The 25647-nt window shown below is 73.3% G+C and carries 21 protein-coding genes; 8 read left to right on the forward strand and 13 right to left on the reverse strand.

Features of this window, described 5'->3' with window-relative positions:
* Nucleotides 1-70: 70 nt before the first annotated feature.
* A complete protein-coding gene (locus tag QJS33_RS02280; protein ID WP_306366149.1) occupies nt 71-688 on the reverse strand; it encodes a TetR/AcrR family transcriptional regulator in 618 nt (205 codons plus the stop codon).
* 512 nt (nt 689-1200) lie between these two features.
* Between QJS33_RS02280 and iscB the strand changes: the two genes are divergently transcribed.
* The 3 genes from iscB (at nt 1201) to QJS33_RS02295 (ending at nt 3467) form a co-directional block, all read left to right on the forward strand.
* Nucleotides 1201-2535, forward strand: coding sequence for an RNA-guided endonuclease IscB (iscB, locus tag QJS33_RS02285; RefSeq protein ID WP_306366150.1), 1335 nt, complete (start codon nt 1201-1203; stop codon nt 2533-2535).
* Nucleotides 2536-2581: 46 nt separating this feature from the next.
* Nucleotides 2582-2974, forward strand: a complete 393-nt coding sequence (locus tag QJS33_RS02290; RefSeq protein ID WP_306366151.1) for a hypothetical protein — start codon at nt 2582-2584, stop codon at nt 2972-2974.
* A gap of 115 nt (nt 2975-3089) precedes the next feature.
* On the forward strand, nt 3090-3467 hold the full coding sequence (locus QJS33_RS02295) for a GntR family transcriptional regulator (protein ID WP_306366152.1): 378 nt from the start codon (nt 3090-3092) through the stop codon (nt 3465-3467).
* Nucleotides 3468-3489: 22 nt separating this feature from the next.
* Here QJS33_RS02295 and QJS33_RS02300 read toward each other — a convergent pair whose 3' ends face one another.
* From QJS33_RS02300 to QJS33_RS02310, 3 genes are all read right to left on the reverse strand, one after another.
* Nucleotides 3490-3843 (reverse strand): hypothetical protein, encoded by a 354-nt coding sequence (locus QJS33_RS02300; RefSeq protein ID WP_306366153.1) that lies wholly within the window; start codon nt 3841-3843, stop codon nt 3490-3492.
* Between the two features lie 138 nt (nt 3844-3981).
* On the reverse strand, nt 3982-5376 hold the full coding sequence (locus tag QJS33_RS02305; protein ID WP_306366154.1) for an RNA polymerase sigma factor: 1395 nt from the start codon (nt 5374-5376) through the stop codon (nt 3982-3984).
* Between the two features lie 443 nt (nt 5377-5819).
* Nucleotides 5820-7001: an AMP-binding protein gene (locus QJS33_RS02310; RefSeq protein ID WP_372339568.1), complete on the reverse strand. Its 1182-nt coding sequence runs from the start codon at nt 6999-7001 to the stop codon at nt 5820-5822.
* A 223-nt stretch (nt 7002-7224) separates the two neighbouring features.
* Between QJS33_RS02310 and menB the strand changes: the two genes are divergently transcribed.
* From menB to QJS33_RS02330, 4 genes are all read left to right on the forward strand, one after another.
* Nucleotides 7225-8064, forward strand: coding sequence for a 1,4-dihydroxy-2-naphthoyl-CoA synthase (gene menB, locus QJS33_RS02315; protein ID WP_306366155.1), 840 nt, complete (start codon nt 7225-7227; stop codon nt 8062-8064).
* A complete protein-coding gene (locus QJS33_RS02320; RefSeq protein ID WP_306366156.1) occupies nt 8061-9035 on the forward strand; it encodes an o-succinylbenzoate synthase in 975 nt (324 codons plus the stop codon). The genes menB and QJS33_RS02320 overlap by 4 nt, the downstream gene beginning before the upstream one ends.
* Nucleotides 9036-9192: 157 nt before the next feature.
* A complete protein-coding gene (gene menD / locus QJS33_RS02325; RefSeq protein ID WP_306366157.1) occupies nt 9193-10908 on the forward strand; it encodes a 2-succinyl-5-enolpyruvyl-6-hydroxy-3-cyclohexene-1-carboxylic-acid synthase in 1716 nt (571 codons plus the stop codon).
* 2430 nt (nt 10909-13338) lie between these two features.
* Nucleotides 13339-13905: a dihydrofolate reductase family protein gene (locus QJS33_RS02330; protein ID WP_306366158.1), complete on the forward strand. Its 567-nt coding sequence runs from the start codon at nt 13339-13341 to the stop codon at nt 13903-13905.
* Between the two features lie 9 nt (nt 13906-13914).
* On the opposite strand, the gene QJS33_RS02335 is transcribed toward QJS33_RS02330, so the two are convergent.
* Nucleotides 13915-14295 carry a helix-turn-helix transcriptional regulator gene (locus tag QJS33_RS02335; protein ID WP_306366159.1) on the reverse strand — a complete coding sequence of 127 codons (381 nt, stop codon included), beginning with the start codon at nt 14293-14295 and terminating at the stop codon, nt 13915-13917.
* 264 nt (nt 14296-14559) lie between these two features.
* Between QJS33_RS02335 and QJS33_RS02340 the strand changes: the two genes are divergently transcribed.
* A complete protein-coding gene (locus QJS33_RS02340; RefSeq protein WP_306366190.1) occupies nt 14560-14883 on the forward strand; it encodes a carboxypeptidase-like regulatory domain-containing protein in 324 nt (107 codons plus the stop codon).
* Between the two features lie 413 nt (nt 14884-15296).
* Here QJS33_RS02340 and QJS33_RS02345 read toward each other — a convergent pair whose 3' ends face one another.
* From QJS33_RS02345 to QJS33_RS02380, 8 genes are all read right to left on the reverse strand, one after another.
* Complete coding sequence (locus QJS33_RS02345; protein WP_306366160.1) at nt 15297-15815, reverse strand: transposase; 519 nt, start codon at nt 15813-15815, stop codon at nt 15297-15299.
* Complete coding sequence (locus QJS33_RS02350; RefSeq protein ID WP_372339565.1) at nt 15812-16222, reverse strand: flavoprotein; 411 nt, start codon at nt 16220-16222, stop codon at nt 15812-15814. Before QJS33_RS02350 ends, QJS33_RS02345 begins: the two co-directional genes overlap by 4 nt.
* A gap of 67 nt (nt 16223-16289) precedes the next feature.
* Nucleotides 16290-17708, reverse strand: a complete 1419-nt coding sequence (locus QJS33_RS02355) for a glutamine synthetase family protein (protein ID WP_306366161.1) — start codon at nt 17706-17708, stop codon at nt 16290-16292.
* On the reverse strand, nt 17705-19510 hold the full coding sequence (locus QJS33_RS02360) for an IucA/IucC family siderophore biosynthesis protein (RefSeq protein WP_306366162.1): 1806 nt from the start codon (nt 19508-19510) through the stop codon (nt 17705-17707). The genes QJS33_RS02355 and QJS33_RS02360 overlap by 4 nt, the downstream gene beginning before the upstream one ends.
* Nucleotides 19507-21312 (reverse strand): IucA/IucC family siderophore biosynthesis protein, encoded by a 1806-nt coding sequence (locus tag QJS33_RS02365; protein WP_306366163.1) that lies wholly within the window; start codon nt 21310-21312, stop codon nt 19507-19509. The genes QJS33_RS02360 and QJS33_RS02365 overlap by 4 nt, the downstream gene beginning before the upstream one ends.
* Nucleotides 21305-22573 carry an MFS transporter gene (locus tag QJS33_RS02370; protein ID WP_306366164.1) on the reverse strand — a complete coding sequence of 423 codons (1269 nt, stop codon included), beginning with the start codon at nt 22571-22573 and terminating at the stop codon, nt 21305-21307. The genes QJS33_RS02365 and QJS33_RS02370 overlap by 8 nt, the downstream gene beginning before the upstream one ends.
* Nucleotides 22570-23904, reverse strand: a complete 1335-nt coding sequence (locus QJS33_RS02375) for a lysine N(6)-hydroxylase/L-ornithine N(5)-oxygenase family protein (RefSeq protein ID WP_306366165.1) — start codon at nt 23902-23904, stop codon at nt 22570-22572. The genes QJS33_RS02370 and QJS33_RS02375 overlap by 4 nt, the downstream gene beginning before the upstream one ends.
* Complete coding sequence (locus tag QJS33_RS02380) at nt 23901-25478, reverse strand: aspartate aminotransferase family protein (RefSeq protein WP_306366166.1); 1578 nt, start codon at nt 25476-25478, stop codon at nt 23901-23903. Before QJS33_RS02380 ends, QJS33_RS02375 begins: the two co-directional genes overlap by 4 nt.
* Between the last annotated feature and the right edge of the window lie 169 nt (nt 25479-25647).

Here is a 25647-nt window from a genome sequence, read left to right on the forward strand (position 1 = left end):
TTGTCGCCTTCGGTACCCGGGGATCGGACGAAGTCACACCACTCGGCGGGACACCACCCCCCGGTTCCCGTCAGGCGGCCAGTCCGCGCAGCAGGGCGCGCAGCCCGTAGTGGAAGCGGGCGGCGGCCTCCTCGGCGTCGGGGGCGTCCTCGTCGTCCTGGTGGCGGACCTGGTGGACGACCGCGCCCAGGCAGTGGGCGTACAGGGCGTCGGCGGCGCGGTCGAGGTCGTCCTCGGGCACCCCGGCCTCGGTGAAGGCGCGGTGGACCAGGGCGCGGGCGGCGGTGTCGGCGGGGGTCGCGGGGGCGCGGTGCACCAGCAGGGACAGGGCGCCGGAGTACTCCAGCAGGCGGGCGCGGTAGCCGTCGGCCCAGGAGGTCAGGCGCTGGTCCCAGGGACGGGTGTCGGCCTCCTCGGTGTCGGCTTCCCGCGGCTCTTCGCCGTCCTGCGGGACGGCCTCCTCCGGGAGCGTCTCGCCGGTGGCCCCGGGGGAGGTCACGTAGGCGGCGATGGCGTTGAAGAGCTGCTCCTTGCCCAGCGGGAAGTGGTGGTAGATGGCCATGGCCTCCACCTCCAGGGCGTCGCCCAGCCGCCGCATGGACAGTCCGCCCAGTCCGCGTCCGGCGATGATGTGGAGTGCCTCCAGGATGATGCGCTCCCGACTGAGCCCCGCGTAGTTCCTGCTCACTTGTGTCCTTTCGCAAGTTTTGTCGCCTAATGTGGCGTTTTTTGTGCGCGGAGGCCATCACCGACGCACGATCCGGCTCGCCTCATGATCCAAGTCACTATTACAGTGCTCTTGCAGACGGTGTACCAGGTAAAGGGATTCCGGGCCTGAAGGCCCGGGCTCTCAGCCCATCTGGCTGAGGGCCGCCTTTACCAGACCCGGCCATCACCTACAGGGAGGTGACCTTGATGGCTACGTTCCGCACAGGACGGCAGACCCACCAGGCCGTGCTTCCTCAGCGTCCCGCCCGTCGCCCTCCACCGCCCTCAACGGACGCCTCCGGCGCAGTCCTTTCTGTTCTGGAATCCGCGCCAGTAGACACTCCCCGGATCGGGAACGAAACGGGGCGCGGACACCACCGCACGACGGTGGTACCCGGTGCGGAACATGGTCGAGGGGAGACCACCGACATCTCACCCGGTGCCGGTGGCGTCACCCCCGAGCCCTCCGGGGCCGGGGAGCAGCACCGTGAGGTGCACACCAAGCAGTCCCAGGCGTACGTGTTCGTCCTCGACAGGCACGGCACACCTCTGCAACCCTGCCCACCGGCCAGAGCCCGCAGGCTCCTGGCCAAGGGCCGGGCCGTCGTCCACCGGCACACCCCGTTCACGATCCGTCTCAAGGACCGCACCATCGCACAGTCGCAGGTGGACGGCGTCGAGATCGGCATCGACCCGGGCAGCAGGCACACCGGCATCGCGGTGTTCACCTCCCGGCCAGGTGAGCGGCGGGGCCGGTACGCCCTCCGGCTCGACCACCGTGGCGCGCAGATCACGAAGAAGATGGGCCAACGGTCCGGGTACCGGCAACGGCGCCGGACCGCGAACCTGCGCCACCGCGCCCCGCGCTTTTCCAACCGCACCCGGCCGCGGGGGTGGCTGCCGCCCTCTTTGCGTCACCGGGTGGAGACCACCGTGGCGTGGGTGGACCGGCTCGCCCGGTGGGCGCCCGTCACGGCGGTGCACGTGGAGCGGGTCGCGTTCGACACCCACGCCCTGTCCGCCGACAAGCCCCTGGAAGGGGCCGAGTACCAGCAGGGCACCCTGCACGGCTACGAGGTCCGCGAGCACCTGTTGGCCAAGTTCGGCCGCACCTGCGCCTACTGCGGTACCACCGGCGTGCCGTTGAACATCGACCACGTCCGACCCCGCTCCCGGGGCGGCTCCGACCGGGTCTCGAATCTGGTCCTGGCCTGTGTCCCCTGCAACCAGGCCAAGGCCGACCGGCCGGTGGAGGAGTTCGCCACCGACCCGAAAACCCTGGCCGAGATCACGGCCCGCGCGAAGGCACCGCTGCGGGACGCCGCCGCCGTCAACACCACGCGGTGGGCGTTGTGGCGGGCCCTGGACGAGCGGCTCCCCACCCATACGGCCTCGGGTGGGCGCACCAAGTGGAACCGGACCCGCAACCGACTGCCCAAGTCCCACACCCTGGACGCCCTGGTCATCGGAAAGGCCGACACGGTCACCCGGGTCGTGGGCACGGTGCTGGTCGCGGGGTGTGCGGGGCGCGGCTCCTACGCCCGTACCCGCACCGACAAGTACGGGTTCCCCCGACTGCGGCTGCCGCGCACCAAGCGGCACTTCGGGTTCGCCACCGGCGACCTGGTCCGCGCCGTGGTCCCGACCGGGAAACGGCAAGGCACCCACACCGGTCGGGTCCTGGTCCGTGCCAGGGATGGCTTCGACATCACCACCGCCCAGGGCCGCCAACCCGGCATCAACCACAGGCACGTCCGCCTGCTCCAGCGAGCGGACGGCTATGCCTATACCACCAGGAAAGAGAAGGGTGTTTCCTCCCCGGTCTGAAGACCGGGGAGGAAACACCCAACAACACAGATGAACGGAGCGGGCGATGGGACTTGGCGGACGTGGCACGGCGCAGGCGCGGGAGAGCCTGATCGCCGACCGTGAGCGGGCCGGGCGGCTCGACGACCTGCTGCGGGAGGTGGCGGCCGCCCAGGCGGCGCTGGAGGACGCCCGCGAGTCGGGGGCCGGGGCGGCGGAGCTGCACGAGTGCGGGCTGGCGCTGGACACCGCGCTCACCGAGGCGATGCGGGCCGCCTACGCCCGGGAGCGCGTGCTCATCGGCGAGAAGGGCTACCGGGACCGCATCCACCGGCGCAAGAGCCTGGCCCGGCCCGAGGTGCGCGAGGCCACCGAGGTCGCCGAGCGGCTGCTCACCGCCCGTGAGGAGCACCGGCTGCACGGAGTGCAGCGGGTCCCCCGGACGGTCGGCGCCGCCTGACGTCCACGACGCCCCGCGCCCCCGCGGGCGCGGGGTCCGCACGCACGGTAGTTTTGGGCGCGAACGGGTATGGGGCCCGGAGCACGAACACCGAACGTGGGGAGCGCAGGAGGAGATGGCGGATTTCATCCGCGTCGACCCGACGTCGAAGGTACCGCCCTACGAGCAGATCCGGACGACCGTGGCGATGGCCGCCGCCGCCGGGGAACTCCCGGTCGGGTACCGGCTGCCGACGGTGCGGGCGCTGGCCGGGCACCTGTCGGTGGCGGTCAACACCGTGGCCCGCGCCTACCGGGAACTGGAGCAGGCCGGGGTCGTCGAGACCCGGGGCCGCTCGGGCACCTTCATCGCGGCCGCGGGGGACGACCAGCGAGCGGAGGCGCTGGCGGCCGCCCGCGCCTACGCCGAGGTGATCTCCCGGGTGGGGCTGGACCACGGTGAGGCCGTGGACATCCTGCGCGCCGCGCTGGACTCCGTTCAGCCCCCGGGCTGAGTCTCCCCGGGGCGGGCGCCGCTCAGCGGCGCAGGCCCGTCACGGAGATGATGTAGAAGAGGATCAGCCCCGCCCACACGGAGATGAGGGCGACCGGCCCGCCCACCAGGGACGCGGCGATCGCGGTGGCGGGGATGCTCACCCCCAGGCACACCAGGGACAGCACCATCCGCACCGTGTTGGAGGGCACCCCCACCTTGCCCTTGTGCTCGCGCTGTCGGTGGTCCAGGTGGCGCCGGACGCTGGTGTCGATGGCGTCGTCGATGCGTTCGACCAGGGACGCGGCCAGCGCGTCGTCGTACTCGGGCCCGAGCTCACGGCCGGCGCGCAGGGCGGCGGCGATCTCGGCCTGCCGCTGGGAGATGCTGTCCGTCATTCCCCCATGGTGGCACCGCCGGGCCCGTCCGCGCCCTTCCCGGCCCTGATCTCGGGGAACGTTCAGGGACATCCCCGACCGGCCCCGGACACGCCGAAGGGCCGCCTCCCGGGTGCGGGAGGCGGCCCTTCGCGGCGGCTAGCTGGCGAAGTCGAGCAGCTGCTGGGCACGGCTCGGGTGGCGCAGCTTGGAGAGCGACTGCTTCTCCAGCTGCCGGATGCGCTCGCGGGTCAGCCCCAGGTGCTTGCCGATCTCGTCCAGGGTGCGCGGCCGGCCGTCCATCAGGCCGAAGCGCAGCGACATGATGGTCGCCTCGCGCGGCTCCAGGTCGGACAGGGCGTTGCGCAGCTGGTCGGCCATGAGCTGGCGGTCGACCACCTCGGAGGCCTCCGAGGCGTCCACGTCCTCGATGAGGTCGCCGATGCGGGTCTCGCCGTCCTCACCGATGGTGGAGTCCAGGCTGATGGGCTGGCGGGTGACCCGCAGCAGCTCCTCGATCTGGGCCGGGGTCTTGTCCAGCTCCAGCGCCAGCTCCTCCGGGGTGGGCTCGCGGCCCAGCGCCTGGTGCATGTCGCGCTCCAGGCGGCTGACCTTGCTCAACAGCTCCAGCACGTGGACGGGCAGGCGGATGGTGCGCGCCGAGTCGGCGAAACCGCGCTGGATCGCCTGACGGATCCACCACATGGCGTAGGTGGAGAACTTGAAGCCCTTGGTGTAGTCGAACTTCTCCACGGCGCGGATCAGGCCGAGATTGCCCTCCTGGACCACGTCCAGCAGCGACATGCCCCGGTCGCTGTACTTCTTGGCCACCGACACCACCAGGCGCAGGTTGGCCTCCAGCATGTGGGACTTGGCCTTGCGGCCGTCCTCGGCGATCCACTCCAGCTCGTCCCGCTCGACCTCGGACATCGGCACGGAGGTGTCGACCTCGCCGTGCAGGCCCAGCCGGTACTCCGCGTACAGACCGGCCTCGACCCGCTTGGCCAGCTCGACCTCCTGCTCGGCGGTGAGCAGCTGTCGGCGGCCGATGGCCTTGAGGTAGGTGTGGACGGAGTCGCCCATGGCGGGGGACTGGTCGTCCAGGTCGGCCTCGCCGGTCTCCGGGTCGATGGTGGCCTGGGATGTGTCCTCGGTCTGCTTGGTGCGCCGCGAGGTGCGGGTCTTCCTCCGGGGGGAGGGGCCCTTGCGCGGTGCGACCTTGCCGGATACGGCCTTGGGTGCCTCGTCGGTGTCGGGCACCGTCGCGATGAGAGTGTTTTCCAGCACGTCGTCCTCGGCGTCGGGTTCGGCCACCGGTGCGGAGTGGTCGCCCCCGTTGGCGAGCCGGACCCCGTGGTCGGTGAGTTCACGCAGGATGGCGCGGCCGTCGCCAGCGGAGACTCCGGCCGCGGAGAAGGCGGTGCGCAGTTCGGTGAGGGACAGCTGCCCCTGGGCGCGCCCGCGGGTGAGCAGGTCGGTCAGTGCCGCGCGGTCGGCCGCGAGCGGAGCGGTGCCGTCGGTGGGCGCCGAACGGGTCCGGGCAGTGCTCGTCATCCGGACACCTCCCTCCCTTCCATGACGTGTGGCACGTGGCGGAAGGCTCCCGCCGACTGGACGCGCCAATATGTCCAACGTGTCGGGGTGTCAAATGTTCCCCGTCTCGATTGGATATCTTTCGAAGTGGCATGGATCACCGCACGTTCAGTGGCGGGCGGTGGGAGACAGCGGGTATGGGAGCCCGCTCGGACGGCCGTGCCGGGGCACGGCGCTCCAGGCGCGGGGGAGGGCGCAGGGGCGTGGGCGGGTGGACTCGTGGCTGTCGCCAACTGCGGACCTCCTTGGCAGAGGGGCCGTGGAATCCGGGCATTCGTGCTGCCCGGATACTCAGGTAGACGCCGGACGGCCCGGGGAAGTTCCCCACCACGGGCGGACATGTCCGCCTTCGGTGACGGCGGCCGGTCCCGCCCGGGGTGCGGACGGCCCGTCCGGAACCGACCTCAGCCGCGGCGCAGCGCCACCAGGTCCGGTTTGCCCGAGGCCAGCATCGGCAGCCGGTCGCGCACCTCCACCTCGCGCGGCGCCGCATAGGCGGGCAGCCGGTCGCGCACCACCGCCCGCAGGTGCTCCAGGGCGGGCGGAGCGGCCGGGTCGGCGGGCACCACCACCGCGCACACCCGCTCGCCCCACTCGGGGTCGGGGCGGCCCACCACCACCGACTCGGCCACCGCGGGATCGGCCATGATCAGTGCGTTGACCTGCTCGGGCACCACCTTGTGTCCGCCGGTGTTGATCACCTCGTCCATCCTGCCCAGGACCGTCAGCCGCTCCCCGTCCCAGCGCCCCAGGTCGTTGGTGCCCAGCACCCGGGCCCCGTCGGCGGCGGTGTCCGGGCCCGGCACCGGCTCCGCCCCCGGGGCGGTCCGGTAGCGGGTGAGCAGGACCGGCCCCGACAGCAGCACCCGGCCGGCGCCGTCCGGTCCCGGGGCGTCGATCGCCACCCCCACCCCGTCCAGGGGCACCCCGTCGTAGACGCACCCGCCGCAGGTCTCGCTCATGCCGTAGGTGGTGACCACCCGGCCCCCGGCGGCGCGCGCCGCCGCCAACAGCCCGGGTTCGGCGGCCGCCCCGCCCAGCAGGACCACCCCGAACGCCGACAGGTCCGCCCCCGCGGCCAGCAGCCGCCGCAGCTGGGTCGGCACCAGGGACACGTGCGGACGGAGCTCCTCCGCCCGGGAGAGCACCCCCTCCACCGAGAACGGCGCGTGCACCGCCTCGGTGCCCGTGACCAGGGCGCGCAGCATCACCTGTAGGCCGGAGATGTGCCCGGCGGGCAGCACGCACAGCCAGGAGTCGCCCGGCCGGGCCCCGATCCGCGACACCGACGCCCGCGCCGAGGCGAGCAGCGCCGCCGCCGACAGCTCCACGCCCTTGGGCGCACCCGTCGACCCGGAGGTGGTGACCACCAGGGCCGTCCCGGGGGCCGCGGGCAGGCCGCCCGCCAGCGGGGACTCGCCCCGGGGGGTCAGAACCGAGGAGGGGCGCATCGCCCCGAGCAGCTCCCGCACCCGGGCGTCCGGGGTGCCGGCGGGCACCGGCATCAGCGCCGGGCCGTCGCCCTGAAGGGCCGCGGCCAGCAGATCGGACAGGTGACCCGGCTCCAGCCCGACGGCGGCACGCAGGGCCGGGCCGTCGGCGGTCGTCGGGTCGGGGACGTCGGGAAGGTTCGCGGAAGCCACGGGGCACAAGGGTACGCCCGCCACGCTCACGGGGGGCGTACCCGATCGTCCCCGTCGGCCTGGCACAATGCGTAGGGTTGACGCGGGGGCCGCCCCGGGAGGGGCTCCGTGGGAGCCGGTCCGGGCGCCCGCCGTTCCGATGTTCCCGTGAGGAGAAGCAGTAGCCGTGAGCAGCGTGATCGACTGGCAGCGGTCGGGCGAGTATTCCGACATCATCTACGAGACCGCGGAGGGCATCGCCAAGATCACGATCAACCGGCCCGAGCGGCACAACGCGTTCCGGCCGCAGACCCTCTTCGAGCTCCAGCAGGCGTTCAACATCGCCCGCGACGACTCCGAGGTCGGCGTGATCATCTTCACCGGCGCCGGCGACCAGGCGTTCTGCTCCGGCGGCGACCAGAAGATCCGCGGCGACGACGGCTACATCGGCGACGACGCCGTGGCCCGCCAGGGCATCGGCCGCCTCAACGTCCTGGACCTTCAGGTGCAGATCCGCCGCCTGCCCAAGCCGGTCATCTGCATGGTCGCCGGGTGGTCCATCGGCGGCGGCAACGTGCTCCAGGTGTGCTGCGACCTCACCATCGCCGCCGACAACGCCAAGTTCGGCCAGACCGGCCCCAAGGTCGGCTCCTTCGACGGCGGCTACGGCTCCTGGCTGCTCGCCGAGACCGTCGGCCTGAAGAAGGCCCGCGAGATCTGGTACCTGTGCCGCCAGTACAGCGCCCAGGAGGCGCTGGACATGGGCATGGTCAACACCGTGGTGCCGCTGGCCGACCTGGAGAAGGAGACCGTCTCCTGGGCCCGCGAGCTGCTGGAGAAGTCCCCGCTGGCGCTGCGCATGCTCAAGGGCGCCATCAACGCCGTCAGCGACGGCGCCGCCGGGATGCAGCAGTTCGCCGGTGACGCCACCATGCTCTACTACATGAGCGAGGAGGCCCAGGAGGGCCGGGACGCCTTCAAGGAGAAGCGCCGTCCGGAGTTCGACAAGTTCCCGCGCCGCCCGTGACACCGTCCCCCGACCCCGCCGCGGAGACCGGTCCCGGAGCGGGCCGGGCCTTCGTCATCGGCCTGCGCGACCGGTTCCGCGGCATCAGCGTGCGCGAGGGCATGCTGGTGCGCGGGCCCGCCGGGTGGGGCGAGTTCTCGCCCTTCGCCGAGTACGGCCCGCGCGAGTGCGCCCGCTGGTGGGCGGCCTGTCATGAGGCAGCCCACCTGGGGTGGCCCGCCCCGGTGCGCGACCGGGTCGCGGTCAACGTCACCGTCCCGGCCGTGGACCCCGGGAAGGCCCACGCCATCGTCACGGCGGGCGGCTGCACCACCGCCAAGGTGAAGGTCGCCGAGAAGGGGCGGGACCCGGCCGAGGACCTGGCCCGGGTGGAGGCGGTGCGCGACGCCATCGGCCCCGCCGGGAAGGTGCGCGTGGACGCCAACGGGGCCTGGGACGCGGACACCGCGGTACGGATGGTCCGCGCCCTGGACCGGTACGGGCTGGAGTACGTCGAGCAGCCCTGCGCCACCCTTGACGAACTCGCCGCGGTGCGCCGCCGGGTGGACGTGCCGGTGGCCGCCGACGAGTCGATCCGCCGCGCCGAGGACCCCCTGAAGGTGCGTGCGGCCGACGCCGCCGACATCGTCGTGCTCAAGGTGCAGCCCCTGGGCGGGGTGCGCGCCGCCCTGCGGGTCGCCGATGCCTGCGGGCTGCCGGTGGTGGTCTCCAGCGCCGTCGAGACGTCGGTCGGCCTGGCCGCCGGGGTGGCGCTGGCCGCCGCCCTGCCGGAGCTGCCCTACGCGTGCGGGCTGGCGACCATGCAGATGCTCACCGCCGACGTCACCGCCGACCCGCTGCTGCCCGAGAACGGGTACCTGCCGGTGCGGCCGGTGCGGGTCGACGAGGAGCGGTTGCGCGCGGTCGAGACCGACCCCGCTCCCTGGCGCGCCCGCGCCGCGGCCGCCATCGCCGCCGAACAGCGGGGTTGACCGGTTCGGGACGCGGATCACACGTGCGGGCGTTCGCCGTTCGCACCCGGACGGGGTTCACTGGAAGGTGTGCGCCCGTGCGAAGAGGGGTGCCGTGCGGCACACCGGCACCCTGCGGTGATACTTGTTGCACACTTTGACGAACGAAAGCGTTTGCATGAATCCGTCTACCGCCCTGGCGCGGGTCCTCGTCGATGAACTGGCCCGCTGCGGCCTGGCCGAGGCCGTGGTCGCGCCGGGGTCGCGCTCGACGCCGCTCGCGCTCGCCCTGGTCTCCCACCCCGGGATCCGGGTGCACGTGCGCGTGGACGAGCGGTCGGCGTCCTTCCTCGCGCTGGGCCTGGCCCGGGTGTCGCGCCGTCCCGTGGCCGTGGTGTGCACCTCCGGGACCGCCGCCGCCAACTTCCACCCCGCGGTGCTGGAGGCCGACGAGAGCGGGGTGCCGCTGCTGGTGCTGACCGCCGACCGGCCGCCCGAGCTGCGCGGCACCGGCGCCAACCAGACCGTGGACCAGATCGGCCTGTACGGCGGGGCGGTGCGGATGTTCGCCGAGGTCGGCACCCCCGACCCGGTGCCGGGGATGGTCGCCTACTGGCGTTCGCTGGTGGGGCGCGCCTGGGGCGCCGCCCGCGGCGGGCGACCCGGCCCGGTGCACCTGAACGTGGCGTTCCGCGACCCGCTCACCCCCGACGGGCTCGGCCAGGAGTGGCCCGAGCCGCTCCAGGGGCGGGCCGACGGGGCGCCGTGGATCTCCCGGCCGGGGCCGTCGGCCGAACCGCCGGCGTTCGTGCTGCCCGACGTGGAGCGCGGCGTGATCGTGTGCGGCGACGGTGACTACGACCCGGTGCCGTTCCTGGCGCTGGCCGAGCTGACCGGGTGGCCACTGCTGGCCGAACCCACCTCCAACGCCCGCCGGACGGGCGCGGTGTCCGCCTACCGGCAGTTGCTGGCGTCCCCGGCGATCGCCGCGGGGCCCGCTCCGGACCTGGTGGTCAGCGTGGGGCGGCCCAACCTGTCCCGGCAGACACTGGCGTTCCTGCGCCGGGCCCGCCGCCACGTGGTGGTCACCGCCGGGTCCCTGGGGGACCCGTGCGCGTCGCTGCCCAACGGGTTCGCCGACCCGGCGCGCACCGCCACCGACGTGGTGGCCGCCGTCGCGGCCCCGGCGGGGCTCTCCTTCGAGGAACCGCGCCGCACCGACTGGTCGCGGCTGTGGGGGCGGGCCGAGTCCGCCGCGCGTACCGCCCTGGACGCGGTGCTGGACGAGCAGGAGACGCCGACCGAGCCGCGGTTGGCCCGCGACCTGGTGTCGCACCTGGCCGCCGGGTCGCTGCTGTTCGCGGGGTCGAGCATGCCCATCCGCGACCTGGACGCCACCATGCGCGCCCGCTGCGGGGTGCGGCTGGTCGGCAACCGGGGGGTGAGCGGTATCGACGGCACGGTTTCCGCGGCGATCGGCGCCGCCCTGGCCCACCAGGCGGCCGACCCGGCCGCGGGGGCGTTCGCGCTGCTGGGCGACCTGGCGGTGCTGCACGACCAGAACGGGCTGATCATCGGGCCGGGCGAGCCGCGCCCGGACCTGGCGATCGTGGTGGTCAACAACGACGGCGGCGGCATCTTCTCCGGGCTGGAGCAGGCGGGGCACCCGGACTTCGAGCGGGTCTTCGGGACCCCGCACGGGGTGTCGATGGAGCGGGTGGCGGCGATGGCCGACGTGCCCTACGTCCACCTGGAATGGGCCACGGACCTGCCCAAGGCCCTGCTCGGCGAGGGGGTGCGCATCGTGGAGGTGCGCACCGACCGCGCCGAGAGCGCGGCTCTGCGCAGACGTCTCCAGACGGCCGTCGACGCCGCTCTCGCCGAAGCCCTGTAGCCCGGGGCGCCCCGCACCCCGCCGGACCAGCCGAGGCCGGGGGCGTGTCCACCCGCCCCGGGGCGGTCGTCTCCTGGAACCTTCAACGCCGTGTGCGGTGCGGGTGTGCCTGTCCGGGGTCGCGGTACTTCTGGTGGGCGGACCACTTCATCCGGCTCCGAACGGTCGGGGCGGCATCCCCCGGCCCCCGGTCACGTAGGGGCCCCGGCCGCGGCCTGGAGCCCCCGACCGCAACCGGAGGGCGTCACGCGGCCTCCGCCCCGGGGGGTCACCCGCCCGGGGCGCCCGGCCCCTGCCGGAGGGCATCGCGCGACCCCGGCGCAGGGGGTGAGGGCCGCGGTGATCTGCCCGCACGGCTCCAGGGGGTGGAGGCTGCGGTGACCTGCCCGCCCGGCCTCAGGGGGTTGCCCACCGGACCGGGAACCCCGGCCCCTGCGGGAGGGCATCGCGCCGTCCCCGCCGCAAGGGGTGAGGGCCGCGGTGACCTGCCCGCCCGGCTCCAGGGGGTGGAGGCCGCGGTGATCCTCCTCGTCCGACCCCAGGGGGTGGAGGCCGCGGTGGTCCTCCCCGCCCGGCCTCAGGGGGTGCCCATCCGCCCGGGGCGCCCGGCCCCTGCCGGAGGGTGTCGCGCCGTCCCCGCCGCAGGGGGTGAGGGCCGCGGTGACCTGCCCGCCCGGCTCCAGGGGGTGGAGGCTGCGGTGACCTGCCCGCCCGGCCTCAGGGGGTTGCCCACCGGACCGGTAACCCCGGCCCCTGCGGGAGGGCATCGCGCCGTCCCCGCCGCAAGGGGTGAGGGCCGCGGTGACCTGCCCGCCCGGCTCCAGGGGGTGGAGGCCGCGGTGATCCTCCCCGTCCGACCCCAGGGGGGTGCCCACCCGACCGGGAACCCCGGCCCCAGGGGGTCTTCGCGACAGAGGTGAAGGTTTCCAAAAGCTCAGCCGCTTGGAAACGGACGGGGCGCTACGCGTGGGCCCGGCCCCGGCCGCAGTCGGCGCACCGGCAGAGCGCCGGAGGGATTCGTTGGGCGCCCGTCCGGGGTGGTGGGGGTGTGACTGCCGGAGCCGGGTGCACGTGGAGCGTGCACACCCGCACCGCTCGGGGTGGGAGGCAATGGTCCGCCTGCAAACGGCGGGATGCTCCACGCTCGTTTGAAAGCCCGACCACAGGTGGGGTGACCCCGGCGGTGCCCGCCCTCCGCCACCGAAGGGGGGTGAAGGGAAGCAAGAACCGCTCTCCTTCACTCCAGGGGGTGAGGGCCGCACGCACCCGCGACCCCGGCCCCGGACCGGAAGAAGAACCGCGACCCCCACGCAGGGGGGTGTGGACCCGGGCGTGCTCGCGACCGGGCTCCACAGGAGTGAACCAGAGCGCTCCCGCTCACTGAGGTGCCGGTGGCGAAGGCCGTGATCCCCCTTTGTTCCGGACGCCCCCGGGCGGCCAGGGCCGGAGGCCGGGTGCGGGTCGCATCCCTTTCGGGGTGGTGGAGGCCGACGGTTCTTCCTCTCTTCCCCCCGCCCCCCTTCTGCGGCGGGGGGGCGTGGACAGGCCCGGGTTCGCCCCTTCTGGGGTCGGGGCCGCAGATGTGTGCTGCCTTCACCCCGGGCGGCCGGGGTGTGCGGTCCTTCCTCCGGTCTGGGGTCGGGGGTCGTGGGAGCGCTCCGGTCCACCCCCCTGGGGTACAGGTCGCGGGAACGCCTCCCTCAACCCCCCTGTGGTGGCGGAGGGCGGGCACCATCGGGGTCACCCCACCTGTGGTCGGGCTTTCAAACGAGCGTGGAGCATCCCGCCCTGTGCAGGCGGACCATTGCCTCCCGCCCCGAGCGGTGCGGGTGTGCACGCTCCACGTGCACCCGGCTCCGGCAGTCACACCCCCACCACCCGGGACGTGCGCCCAACGATTCCCTCCACCACTCTGCCGGGCGCCGACTGCGGCCGGGGCCGGGCCCACGCGTAGCGCCCCGTCCGTTTCCAAGCGGTGGCCCTTTTGGAAACCTTCACCTCTGTCGCGAAGACCCCCTATGGCCGGGCACCCCACTGGCGTGACACGGCTCGGGCTGAGCATTCCGGTCGGGTGAACAACCCCCCGGGGCAGAGGCGGCGGTTCTCCTTCCGGCTGGGGCCGGGGTTCCCGGTCGGGTGAACAACCCCCTGGGGCGGGGGGCGGCGCGATGCCCTCCGGCTGTGGCCGGGCACTCCGGTCGGGTGAACAACCCCCCGGGGCAGAGGCGGCGGTTCGCCTTCCGGCCGGGGCCAGGCACCCCGGTCGGGTGAACAACCCCCCGGGGCCGGGGGCCGCGCGATGCCCTCAGGTTGCGGGGCGCGCTGTTCCAGGGACGGGTCACCGGGCACATGAGGGATCGTGCGGGTCGCGATGAGTTCTGCCGGGTTCGGTGGTCTTACTGTCGAACCCGTGACAGAGGAGGGTGTGAGATGCGCAGCGTGATCTGTTCGATGGGCGTGTCGTTGGACGGCTACATCGTCGGGCCGGACGGTTCCTTCGACTGGTCGGTACCTGATAAGGAGGTCTTCGACCTCGCCACCGATGAGGTGCGCCGGGTCGGCGTCCACCTGCTGGGGCGGCGGTTGTACGAAACGATGGTGTACTGGGAGACCGTCGACCAGAACCCGCAGCACGACCATTCCACCCTGGAGTTCGCCGCGCTCTGGCGGGCGCTGCCCAAGGTGGTGTTCTCCACCACGCTGTCGGAGGTGCGGGGGAACACCCGCCTGGCCTCCGGCGGTCTGGCACAGGAGATCGAGCGGTTGCGGGCCGAGCCGGGGGAGGGCGACATCGCGATCGGCGGCGCCACCCTGGCGGCCGAGGCGGCCGCGCTGGGCCTGGTCGACGAGTACCGGATCCGGGTCTACCCGGTGCTGGTCGGGGGCGGCACCCCGTTCTTCCCCCGGGCCGAGCGCCACGTGGACCTGGACCTCGTCGAGTCCCGTGCCGTCGGTCCCTCGAAGGTGGTCTACCTCCGCTACCGCGTGCGGCACTGACCGGCTCGCCTATCCGGCCGGCTGCCGGGCCCGGTCCCGGAACTTCTTGGGCGAGACGCCGACCACGCGGTGGAACGCGGTGCTGAAAGCGCTCTCGGACCCGTAGCCGGTCCGGGAGGCGAGTTCGGAGATGGACATCGTGCCCTGGCGCAGCGCCTCGCGTGCCAGGCGCATGCGCCAGTGGATCAGGTACTCCAGCGGCGGGACCCCGACCTGGTCCTTGAAGGACCGGGCGAACGCCGAACGCGACATGTGGCCGACGTCGGCGAGCTCCTGGAGCGTCCAGGCGTGCGCCAGGTCCTCGTGCATGGCCGTGCCGATCCCGTCGGCGTTGAGCGCGCAGAGCCAGCTGAAGGGCCGGTCGGCCCGGCTCGCGTGGGTGCGGAGCATGTGGATGAGCAGGACCTCCCCCAGGCGGTCCAGGATCAGCGATCCGCCGGCGGTGGCCTCGAACTACGTCACCCTAAATTCCATGCACCAGTGCCAGAACTGGTGCGCCCTTGCGATCCACACATGGGGACCGTATGGAGCCTACGAATTGAATCGGGGCACGCGCATCACCGAACCCGTTCTGGCGAACTATGTAAACTGGCGCACATGAGCTCAGGAACCTCCTCCGGAATAACGAGACACCTCCAGTCCTTGGTCGTCGCCATGGCGGCCATAGCCATAGTCACCGCATGCCAGCCTTCTGGCAACGGAACGGTCTCGGGGGTGGTCACGGACACCTCAGGGAAACCACTCCCAAATTGCAACATGATCCCCGAGATAACTTCACGCCCCCGACCACCGATGAATGAACAAGGCTACCTCACAGGGACTGACGGCAGCTATTCCATCACGTTACCGGCCGCCACCTATACCCTCACCGCACTCTGCTCCGAAACACCAGGTGCGGAAGAAGTGTCCGCTATGGAACTGGTCGTAGAGGACGGCAAGGAAGAAATCGTCGACTTCGATATCCCAATATCACCTTGAGAGATCATCTCAAAATCCATCGACGTGCTTGTCCAGGCGCTTGTCACAGATGAAAATACAGGCGATGCTGAGCGCGCCCAGGAAGACGGAGGCCTTAATACTGCAACAACGGGTTGCGGTGAGGTGGCCACAAACAGCAAATAACTGCGCGTGGCCACCACTGAATAATTCTTTCCTTTCCTCCAGTCGCTTTTGAGCTTGCCCGGAAGGCCTTCTCAAGGCGGGGCGATTTCAAAGTTGACCTCGATTCGTCAGAGGGCTGATGTGCTCTTCCGATCCGGCGCTTCGCCCGTGATGTTCCTGGTCCGGGCAGGAACGAACCCTCGCGTGTCGCCGCGGACGCGCCGGGATCCACAAGTCCCGGTGGCTTCTCCTGTCCTCCTTCCTGCTGCTCGTCGGGGCGGACCCGCAGGTCAGGTCGGAGCCGACAGGGCGGTCAGCCGCCGCCAGCAGGTGGTGAACGCCTCCGCCCAAGGCCAGGTCCGCTCGATCCGCAGGACACGGCGGCGAGCGTGGGCGGCCAGCCGGGCGGGCAGGTGGTAGAGCCGGAACCGCATGGTCTCGGGCTCGGCGTCGGCCAGATCCCCGTGATCGTGCAAGGTGAGCAGCCGCAGCCAGGCGTCCAGGTTCGCCGCGAGCACCCACCCCTGGTTCACATCCCAGGACGATGACGGCAGCAGACCCAGCCCCATGCCTTGCTCGTGCGCACCCGGTCCTGAAACCTCGGCGTGATCGCGGTGCAGCGCGTCCAGGAACTGCGCCTGGTGCGAACCGGCGATGCGGTGCATCCGGCCGATGTTCGTGGCGCACACGGAGTAACGCCACCCGGTGCGCTTCTCCAGAGCGGTCGGCTTCTTGGCGTGCCTGCGGGAGGGGCGGACCCGTCGGACGATCAGCCGCATCCCCTGCGGCCAGCCGGTGCGGGTGCTCAACCCGGTGAGCTCGGCGGCATGGTAGCGGGGTGGCCGGTCGGCCTGGCGCCGGGCTTGGGGACCAGGAACGTCGGCACACCGCACCCGAGCATCTCGCACACCAGCGCGACCGCGAACGTGTCCGTGATGCCGAGCGCCGTCTTGTTGGTGCTGTTGAACGACCACGGGCAGGCCAGAACAGCATCTGGAGGTGCCAGGCTCACGCCCGTGCCGGGGCGGCGGAAGTCCACGAGCACCGGCTCGCCGGTCAGCTCCTCCAGCGCGGCGAGGTCGTGGAAGCGGGTGCCCGTCGGCGTGCACAGCACGGTGACCCGCCACCCCTCGTTCTGGAGCAGGCGGACCAGGTCGGGGGCGGTCTCCTCCGGTGTCGTGGAGGCGGCCGAGAGCGTGAGGTAGAGGGTTCTCATGCGGTCCAGCCTGGCCGTCGCGGACGGACGGCGCCCCGCCGGGGAGGCCCGGCGGGGCGCGTCGGCGTCAGCCGCGCTCGAAGTGGCGGCGGCGTTCGAAGTCGGTGACGGTCGCCGAGAAGGCCGCCAGCTCCGCGCGCCCGGCGGCGGCGTAGTGGCGGACGATGTCGGGGCCGAACACCGACCGGGCGATCTCGCTGTTCTCCCAGGCCAGGACGGCCTCCTCCAGGGAGCCCGGGAGCCGGGGCAGGTCGGCCGCACCCGCGTCACCCGCCGTGGGCTCGGGCAGCGGCAGTGCCTGGTCGATCCCGTACAGCCCCGCGGCGATGATCGCCGCCACCGACAGGTACGGGTTCGCGTCCCCGCCCGGCACCCGGAACTCGATCCGCGCCGACTCGCCCTGCCCGACGACCCGCACCGGGCAGGTGCGGTTGTCCAGCCCCCAGGCAATGGAGCTGGGCGCGTAGGCCTGCGGCGACAGCCGCTTGAACGAGTTCACGTTGGGCGCGTGCAGCAACGAGAACTCGCGCATGCACGCCAGCTGCCCCGCCACGAAGTGCTCCATGTGCTTGGACATCCCGTAGCGCCCCGACCCGTCGTCGGCGAACACCGGCGCCCCGGTCTCGTCGCGCAGCGACAGGTGCACGTGGCAGGAGTTGCCCTCGCCCCCGTCGTACTTGGCCATGAACGTCAGCGCCACACCCGCCTGGGCCGCCAGCGCCTTGGCCCCCGCCTTGTACACCACGTGGTTGTCGCAGGTCCGCAGCGCGTCGTCGTAGCGGAACACGATCTCGTACTGCCCCGGATGGCACTCACCCCGTGCCGACTCCACCCGCATCCCCGTCCGCTCCATCGCGGTGCGGATCCGCCGCATCAGCGGGTCGATCTCGGTGACCTCCGGCAGCGCGTAGTCGGAGTTGAACCGGGTCGCCGTGGTCAGGTTCCGGTAACCCCCCTCGAACGCCTCCTGGTAGGAGTCGCGGAACACCAGGAACTCCAGCTCCGTCCCCGCCAGCGCCCGCCACCCCCGCTCCGCCAGCCGCTCCAGCTGCTCCTTGAGCACCTGCCTCGGCGCCACCGGCACCGGCCGCCCGTCGGCGTCCAGGGCGTCGCCCAGCACCAGCGCGGTCCCCGGGTCCCAGGGCAGGTAGCGCAGCGTCCCCGGGTCGGGCAGGATCGCGAAGTCCCCGAGCCCCCCGCCCCACGGGTCGGTGGCGTACCCCGGCCGCGACTCCATCTCCACGTCGGTGGCCAGCAGGTACAGGCAGGCGTCGAACCCGTTCTCCAGCACCCGTTCGGCGAAGTCGCGCGGCGCCACCCGGCTGCCCTGCACCCGCCCCTGGAGGTCGGGCAGGGCCACGATCACGTCGGTGATCCCCCCGGCCTCCACGTCGGCGCGCAGCCGCTCCAGGGGCACCGGGAACGGCGGTGGCGGGGGAGAGGGCGGCAGCGTCTCGTGCAGGGGCGGCAGTCCGTCGCCGATCATCGCTTCTCTCCCGGGGTGTGCAGCGGGTTGGGGATCGCCGGGGCGTCCAGGTGGAACTCGGCGTCGCGTTCGGCGCGGTCGTGGTAGCCGTCGCCCAGCAGCCGCTCCCGGTTCAGGCACACCCGCTCGTACTCCGGCGCCAGCAGGTCGAACAGCGCGAACCGGTCGGCCAGCTCCGGGAACTCGTCCTGGTAGCGGTCGATCTCGGCCCGCACCAGTGCCCAGAACCGCTCCTCGGACACCCCGAGCTGTTCCTCCACCAGCGGCGCCAGGTACCGGAAGTGCCCGATGAACAGGGACTTGGCCACCGACGAGGTCAGCTCGTGGGCGTCGAAGCGCATCAGCACCCCCAGCGCCTCGGCGGGCAGCCCCTCGTACTCGGGCAGGTCGGTGTCCAGGAGCTTCATGTCGTCCACGAAGTCCTTGACCGCCAGCCGCACCGGCCGGTCCCGCTCGTCGTAGACGACGATGGTGTTCTCCCCGTGCGGGTTGAACGCCAGCCCGTACCGGTAGAGCAGGTGCAGCAGCGGCGGCAGCACCGTCCCGAACAGCGCGGCCAGCCACTCCTCGGCGTCCAGCCCCGAGCGCTCCACCAGTTCGGCGGTGAACGCCCGGCCCTGCCCGTCCACGTGCAGCAGCGCCGCCAGGGTCCGGGCCCGCTCGCCCGCCTCCAGGCTCTCGGCGACCGGTTCGCGCCACAGCGCGCCCAGCAGCTGCCGGTGCCGGTACGGGGCGTCGGGGATGTCCTCCAGCACCGGGTGGCGCACCGCGACGGCGGCCACCTCACCGGGCAGGATCACCCGGTGCCGCTCGGCCAGGAACGCGTCCTTGGCGTGCAGGGCGTGCACCCACCCCGTGCTCACCGGGGCGGCCCGGCACAGCTCGGTGGGGATGCCCCGGTAGACCATGGTGTTGAGGATGGCCAGCGACAGCTTGACGTTGAACCGGTCCGGCCGGGTCAGGTTGGTGAACGTGCGGATGGACTGCTGGGGCAGGTAGTCGTCCCCCGCCTCGCCCAGCGGGACGATGAGCCCGCGCGCCAGCTCGCCCGCGAACAGCGGGACCACCACCTCGTCCCACTGCCAGGGGTGCACCGGCAGCCACACGAACGCGGCCGGGTCGGCCCCCGCCGCCGCCAGCCGTTCGGCGAACCGGGCGGTGGTCTCCTCGCCCAGTTCGCGGGCGTGCAGCACCTCCGGCTCCAGGCCGGGTACCGCGTGGTACTCGGCCAGGGAGGCGTGCACCGCGATCCACGGCAGCCGGGCGGGCCGCCGCGCCTCGGGCGGGAAGTCCGCGCGGTCGCGGGCGGAGAAGCCCACCCGCCCCTTGTTGGCGAAGATCCACGGGTGCCCGGTCTGGTACCCCTCCAGGTCGGCGTAGGACAGGTCGGCCAGGTCGGCGGCGGTGCGCCGCTCCACGGCCAGCCGGGCGTCGGCGGACAGGGTGGCGGTCAGCTCGCCGACGGTGAACGCCTCCACCGCCGGGTCCACGATCCGGGCCGCGCCCAGGTCGCGCAGCAGCGCGAACGGGGAGGCCGGGGCCTCGGCCCCGTCGGCGCCGACCCGGGTGACCCCGGGCAGCACCCGCCACCCGTCCAGCAGGGTGCGCCGCCCCTCGAACCGGTAGCGGGCCCCGCCCACGGCGGCGCTCCAGCGGCCGGGCCCGTCGGCCTCGGGGGTCAGCGCGTACTCGAAGCACAGCTCGGCGACCATCTTGGCGGCCAGCAGGTCGCAGGCCCGGTCCCAGTGCTCGGCGGTCAGTTCGGCGGGCACCGGCAACGGCGTGGCGGTCATGTCGTTCATTCCTTCTCCCCGGGGGCGGCCAGCGGGTTGTCGACCAGGCCGTGCATGACGTCGAACTCGGCGTCGCGTTCGGCGCGCTCGTGGAAGCCGCCGCCCATGAGCTGTTCGCGGTTGAGCGCGACCCGCCCCACCCGGGGCGCCAGCAGGTCGAACCAGGCGAAGCGCTCGGCCAGCTCGGGGAAGCGCGCCTGGTAGGCGAGCACCTGGGCGCGGGCCAGCGCCCACAGCCGCGCCCCCGGCACGCCCAGGTCGTGCTCGACGATGTCGGCGAGGAACCGCAGGTGCCCCGCGCAGATCGCGGACAGGACCGAGTGCGCCAGCTCCTGCGGCTGCCAGCGGTGCAGCACCGACCGCACGTGCTCGGGGATCTCGGCGTACTCGGGCAGGTCGAAGGGGAGCAGTTCCACGTCGGAGCCGAAGTCCTTCAGGGCGATGCGCACCGGGACCTCGTTCTCGTCCAGGATGAGCACCACGTTCTCCCCGTGCGGGGTGAAGGACGCCCCGTACCGGTACAGGTAGTGCAGCACCGGCGGGAACAGGGCGGCGACGAACCGCTCCAGCCAGGCCTCCACCCCGAGCCCGGAGCGCTCGATCAGCTCGGCGACCAGCGGGTGCCCGTCGGAGCCGCGCAGCAGCAGGCAGGCCATGGTGCGGGCCCGCTCGCCCTCGCGCAGGTGGCGGTGGATCGGCTCGCGCCAGATGGTGCCCAGCAGCTCGTGGAACCGGTAGGGGGCCTGCGGCATCTGTGCGAACACCGGGTGCGGGACGGTCGCCGAGGCGCGCTCGGCGAGCATCACCACCCCGGTCTCGGCGAAGTAGCCGTCGCGTTCGGCGAGGGTCCGCAGCCAGGTGCTGGTGTGCGGGGCGCAGCCGGTCTGGGTGCCCGACAGCCCGCGCCACACCAGGGTGTTGCGGATCATCAGCGGCACCTTGACGTTGAGCCGGTCGGGCCGGTCCAGGTTCATCAGGGTGCGGATGGACTGGAAGGGGCGGTACCGGTCGCGGCTCTCGCCCAGGCGGACCACCCGGCCCAGGGCGATCTCCCCGGCGAACAGCGGGGCGACGACCTCGTCCCACTGGAAGGGGTGGACGGGGATCCACAGGTAGGCGTCGGGGTCGCCGCCGCGCTCGCGGATCCGGTCGGCGAACTCCGTGCGCTGGTCCGCGTCGATCTCGGCGGCGACGAGGGCGGCCCGGTCGGTGCCCGCCATGGACTGGAACCCGCCCAGGTCGGGGTGGACGGCGATCCACACCAGGCGGAACGCGCCGCGCGCCTCTGGGGTGTAGCGGGCGGCGTCGTCGGCGGAGAACCCGAGACGGCCCTTGTTGACGAAGATGCAGGGGTGGCCGGTCTGGTACCCCTCCAGGTCCTCGTACGGCAGGTCGGCCAGCTCGGCGGCGGGGAGGGCGTCGGCCAGCAGGCGGGCGTCGGCGGCGTGGGTGGCCAGCAGGTCCCGCACCACCTCGGCCAGGGAGTCGCCGGGCAGGCCCACGGTCTTCTGGGCGTCGGTGACGAACCGGGTGGGGTCCCAGGCCTGCTCGGCGCCCTGCTCGCCGGTGCGGACGAAGGAGTCGGCGTCCACGTGCCAGGACCCGAAGCCGCCGCGCCGGGCGGTGAAGGTGTAGACGACCCCGCCGTCCACGGGCAGCCGCCAGGCGGGGGAGCCGCCGGGCGCGGCGGGCCCGGGCTCGGGGACGATCATCTCCTCGTAGGCCATCTCGCCGACCATGTGGGCGAGCAGGCGGCTCCCGGCCCGGCGCCACAGGTCGGCGTCGTGGGTGGACTGTGCGTTCTCAGACATGGTGCGGACTTTCGGTGCGGTGCGCGGACGGGTCGTCGGACGGCGCGGACGGCGAAGGGCCCGGTGCCGGGGCGGGCGTGGCGGTCGGCCGGAGGTCGTCGTTCGAGGGTGGTGGTGGAGGGAGACGGGAGGGCAGGGACAGCAGCAGCGCGAGCACGGCGAACAGCGCCGCCCCCGCCAGCAGCGGCAGCCCCAGCCCGCCCGCGGCCAGGGCGGTGGCGGCCACCGGGCTGACCAGGGTCGCCGCCACCCGCACGGTGGCCACGGCGGAGAACGCCGGCCCGTCCGTGCCGGTCACGGCGAACACCCGCAGGTCCAGGGCGACGTGCCCCAGCCCCAGTCCGACGCCGAACACCACCCGGCCCAGCGCCAGCAGCGCCGGGTCGCCGGTGAGGAACTGCCCGGCCAGCCCGGCCGCGGCCAGCAGGCACGCGACCGGCAGCAGCGCCCGGCCCAGCAGGGCGTGTGCCCGCCCGGCCAGCGGCAGCACCGCCAGCACGGCCGCCTGCGGGAGCAGGAAGAGGACGGCGGCGGCCGTGGTGCCGACGCCGCCGTCCTCGGCGTACAGGGTGAAGAACGGGCGCACGATGAGCCGGGCGATCTCCACCGCGAGCACGATCGCGCTCACCGCGGCGATCGCCGCCACCGCGCCCCGCGGCATCGCCGACCGCGGCCCGGCGGCCTCGGCGGAGTCCGTCACCGCGGGCGAACGCCGCCCCTGAGGCAGCCTGCGGTGGCACAGCATCGCCAGCGCCACGTACAGCAGCGCGCAGGCGGCGATGCCCCACCGGGGCTGGGGCAGGGCCATGATCCCCGCCCCGATGAGCGTGGCCACCACCGTGCCGCCGTTGATCACGTACGCGAACACGGTGACGTCGCGGACCCGGTCGGTGCCGGTGCCCACGAACGCCGGGTAGGCCAGGGTGAACGCCATGGTCACCGCCACCTGCACCGCCGACAGCGCCAGGAACACCGGGTACGTCGGCGAGACGGCCAGCGCCAGCTCCAGTACCGCCGCCGCCCCCAGCGACCACATCACCAGGGTCGACAGCGAGAGCCGGCGGGCGATGAGCCCCCACAGGGGCATGGCCACCAGCGCGGTCACCCGGCACACCCAGATGTACACGCCGGTGGCCGCCGGGTCGGTGACCCCGAACAGCCGCTCGAACAGCTGCGGGTAGAACGGGCTCAGCGCCACGTCGCTCACCAGGTGCAGCAGGATGACCAGCAGGTACAGCCGACGGAACGAGGCCCCGCTCACCGTCGCGCCCCGGCCGGGGCGCCGAACGACGTGAACGCCGTCCGCTCCGGCAGCCGGTAGGCGGTGCCGCCGGTGATCGCGTTGAGGATGACGGCCGCCCGCCAGGCGCCCAGGCCCAGGTCGGGGGCGCCCACGCCGTGGGTGTGCAGTTCGGCGTTCTGCACGTGGACGGGGGCGGTCAGCGTCGGGTCGGCGACCAGGCGCAGGTTCTCGTCGATGCGCGGGCGGCCCTGCTCGTCGGTCTCGATGAGCTTGGCGATGGGCGCCAGGAAGTCGGGGGAGCGGTGGGCGTACCCGGAGGCGGCGATCACCGCGCCGGTGCGGACGGTGAACTCGGCGTCCTGCTCGCGGTGGCGGAACCGCAGGGCGAACCCGTCGCCGTCGGCCTCGGCCGCCAGCAGTTCGCACTGGGCGCGCAGGCTCACCCCCACGTCGGCGCCCGCGATGCCGCGCTCGTAGAGCACGTCGTGGATCTCGCCGATGGTGTCGCCGCTGATGCCCTTGTACAGCTGCCACTGGGCGGGGACCACCCGGTCCTTGGTCTCCTGCGGCAGGGCGTGGAAGTAACGGGTGTAGTCGGGGGTGAAGTGCTCCAGGCCCAGCTTGGAGTACTCCATGGGGGCGAACGCCTGCGAGCGCGTCAGCCAGTGCACGGCGGTGCCGCGGTGGGCGGGGGAGCGCAGCAGGTCCAGGAACACCTCGGCACCGGACTGGCCCGAGCCCAGGACGGTGATGTCGTCCACCCCGTCCAGGCCCGCCACCCGCTCCAGGTAGTCGGCGGCGTGGAACACCCGCTCGCCCACCAGGGGGCGCAGCGGTTCGGGCAGCACCGGTTCGGTGCCGATGCCCAGGACCAGGGCCCGGCCGCGGGTGCGGGTCACGACGCCGGCGGCGTCGGTGTGCTCCACCGTGAAGACCCCGTCCTCGTGGTGGACGGCGGTGGCGCGGGCGTCGAACCGGCACGAGGCCAGGGAACGGGCGACCCACCGGCAGTAGTCGTCGTACTCCCGGCGCGGCACGTGGAAGTGCTCGGAGAAGTAGAAGGGGAACAGCCGGTCGTGCTCGCGCAGGTAGCACAGGAACGACCAGGGGCTGGTGGGGTCGACCAGGGTCACCAGGTCGGCGAGGAAGGGCACCTGTAGGCGCGCGCCCTCCAGCAGCAGCCCGGGGTGCCAGGAGAAGTCGGGCCGGGCCTCCAGGAAGCGCGCGGTGAGGCCGGGCACGCCGTCGGCCAGGGCGGCCAGGGCCAGGTTGAACGGGCCCAGGCCGATGCCCACCAGGTCGTACGGCTCGTCGTCCTCGTGGGGGCGGGGGTGGGGGTCGGCGGTCAACGTGACTCCTTCAGGGCGGAGAGCTCGGTGTCGCCCGCGGCGACGACCTCGGCGAGCAGGGCGGCGGTGTCCTCGACGGTGGTGCCGGGGTTGAGCAGGGTGAGCTTGAGCCACACCCGGCCGTTGATCCGGGTGCGGCCGACCACGGCCCGGCCCTCCTGGAGCAGGCGGCGGCGCAGCCGGGCGTTGACCTCGTCGGAGTCGGCCCCGGCGTCGTAGCGGAACACCACGGTGGTGAGGGAGGGCGAGGCGGCCAGCTGGAGCCGGGGGTGGGCGGTGACCTTGGCGGCGGTGCGCAGGGTCAGGTCCCGGCAGGCGTCCACGAGGCGGCCCAGCCCGTCGACGCCCAGGGCCCGCAGGGTGACGGCGATCTTGAAGACGTCGGCCCGGCGGGTGGTGCGCAGCGAGTACCCGAGCAGGCTGGGGTAGCCCGCCTCCTCGTCGTCGGCGGGGTTGAGGTAGTCCACCGAGCGGGACAGCGGGGCGAACAGGGCGCGCTCGCGGGTGAGCAGGACCCCGGCGGCCACCGGCTGCCAGCCGAGCTTGTGCAGGTCCAGGCCGACCGAGTGGGCCCGGTCCAGGCCGGCGAGCAGTCCGCGCAGCCGGCGGGAGAACAGCAGCCCGCCGCCGTAGGCCGCGTCCACGTGCAGCCACACCCCGTACTCGCGGGCGATGTGGGCGATCGCGCCCAGGGAGTCGATACCGCCCAGGTCGGTGGTGCCCGCGGTGGCGACGATCGCGACGGGGATGTCGCCGTCGGCGCGCATCCGGTCCAGGGCCTCGCGCAGCGCGCGCGGGCGCATCCGGTGCCGGGAGTCCACGTCGACGGTGACGACGGCGTCCTCGCCCAGGCCCAGCAGGGCGGCCGAGCGCTGGACGGAGAAGTGGGCGGCGGCCCCGCACAGGATCCGCGGGCGGGCCCCGCCGGCGGCCCGGGCCACGCCGTGGCGGACGGGGTCGCGCTCGGGACCGGCCAGGGCGTGGTCGCGGGCCAGCAGCAGGGCGGTCAGGTTGGACTCGGTGCCACCGGAGGTGACCACACCGCCCGCGATCGCGGGGTCGTACCCGGCCAGAGCGGCGAGCTCGCCGATGACCTGGGTCTCCATGGCGGTCGCGGCGGGGGCCTGGTCCCAGGAGTCCATGGACTGGTTGAGGACGGAGGCGACGGCGTCGGCGGCCACCGCCACGGCCAGCGGCGGGCAGTGCAGGTGGGCGGCGCAGCGCGGGTGGGAGGGGTCGGCGGCGTGCACGGCCAGGGTGTGCGTGAGCCGGGTGAGGACCCGTTCGGCCAGGTCGGGGGCGTGCCGGTCGCCTTCGGGGGCGGCGGTCACCGGCCCCAGGGCGGTCCGGACGGCCTCGGCGACCTCGTGCGGTGTGCGGGCGGGCAGCGGGCCGCCGCGCTCCTCGCGGGCCGTGGTCAGGACGTCGGCGGCGGCGGTCAGGAGGGCGGCCACGGCCTGGGGGCCGCCGGCGGCTCCGGCCAGGGCGTCGGGCAGCAGGGCGGAGGCGTCGGTGGGGACGGTGATACCGTCGGGTCCCCAGGTCACGGTGTCGCCACCGGGAGTGATGGTCATGGGGCGTGGGGCTCCTGTTTCTCTCCGAGGCGGTTCGGGACGCGCGGACGGATTCGGGGCGGGGAGTCCCGGGCCGCGGGGCCCGGTCGGTGCGATACGCCGGGGGCGACGGGGGAGGCCGCACGTCCCGGGGCCCGCCGGGGCAGGGGCGGGCGGGAGGGGGAGCTCC

This window comes from Nocardiopsis sp. CC223A (genome assembly GCF_030766825.1).
In the GTDB taxonomy this organism is placed as follows: Bacteria; Actinomycetota; Actinomycetes; order Streptosporangiales; family Streptosporangiaceae; genus Nocardiopsis.

What these genes read in the sequence shown, in the direction of transcription:
- QJS33_RS02360 (WP_306366162.1), bottom strand. Translation starts at nt 19,510, where the DNA reads ATGAACGACATGACCGCCACGCCGTTGCCGGTGCCCGCCGAACTGACC.
- QJS33_RS02300 (WP_306366153.1), bottom strand. Translation starts at nt 3,843, where the DNA reads ATGACGGACAGCATCTCCCAGCGGCAGGCCGAGATCGCCGCCGCCCTG.
- QJS33_RS02295 (WP_306366152.1), top strand. Translation starts at nt 3,090, where the DNA reads ATGGCGGATTTCATCCGCGTCGACCCGACGTCGAAGGTACCGCCCTAC.
- QJS33_RS02350 (WP_372339565.1), bottom strand. Translation starts at nt 16,222, where the DNA reads ATGAGAACCCTCTACCTCACGCTCTCGGCCGCCTCCACGACACCGGAG.
- menD (WP_306366157.1), top strand. Translation starts at nt 9,193, where the DNA reads ATGAATCCGTCTACCGCCCTGGCGCGGGTCCTCGTCGATGAACTGGCC.
- QJS33_RS02330 (WP_306366158.1), top strand. Translation starts at nt 13,339, where the DNA reads ATGCGCAGCGTGATCTGTTCGATGGGCGTGTCGTTGGACGGCTACATC.
- QJS33_RS02380 (WP_306366166.1), bottom strand. Translation starts at nt 25,478, where the DNA reads ATGACCATCACTCCCGGTGGCGACACCGTGACCTGGGGACCCGACGGT.
- QJS33_RS02365 (WP_306366163.1), bottom strand. Translation starts at nt 21,312, where the DNA reads ATGTCTGAGAACGCACAGTCCACCCACGACGCCGACCTGTGGCGCCGG.
- QJS33_RS02335 (WP_306366159.1), bottom strand. Translation starts at nt 14,295, where the DNA reads ATGCTCCGCACCCACGCGAGCCGGGCCGACCGGCCCTTCAGCTGGCTC.
- QJS33_RS02355 (WP_306366161.1), bottom strand. Translation starts at nt 17,708, where the DNA reads ATGATCGGCGACGGACTGCCGCCCCTGCACGAGACGCTGCCGCCCTCT.
- QJS33_RS02305 (WP_306366154.1), bottom strand. Translation starts at nt 5,376, where the DNA reads ATGACGAGCACTGCCCGGACCCGTTCGGCGCCCACCGACGGCACCGCT.
- QJS33_RS02340 (WP_306366190.1), top strand. Translation starts at nt 14,560, where the DNA reads ATGGCGGCCATAGCCATAGTCACCGCATGCCAGCCTTCTGGCAACGGA.
- QJS33_RS02290 (WP_306366151.1), top strand. Translation starts at nt 2,582, where the DNA reads ATGGGACTTGGCGGACGTGGCACGGCGCAGGCGCGGGAGAGCCTGATC.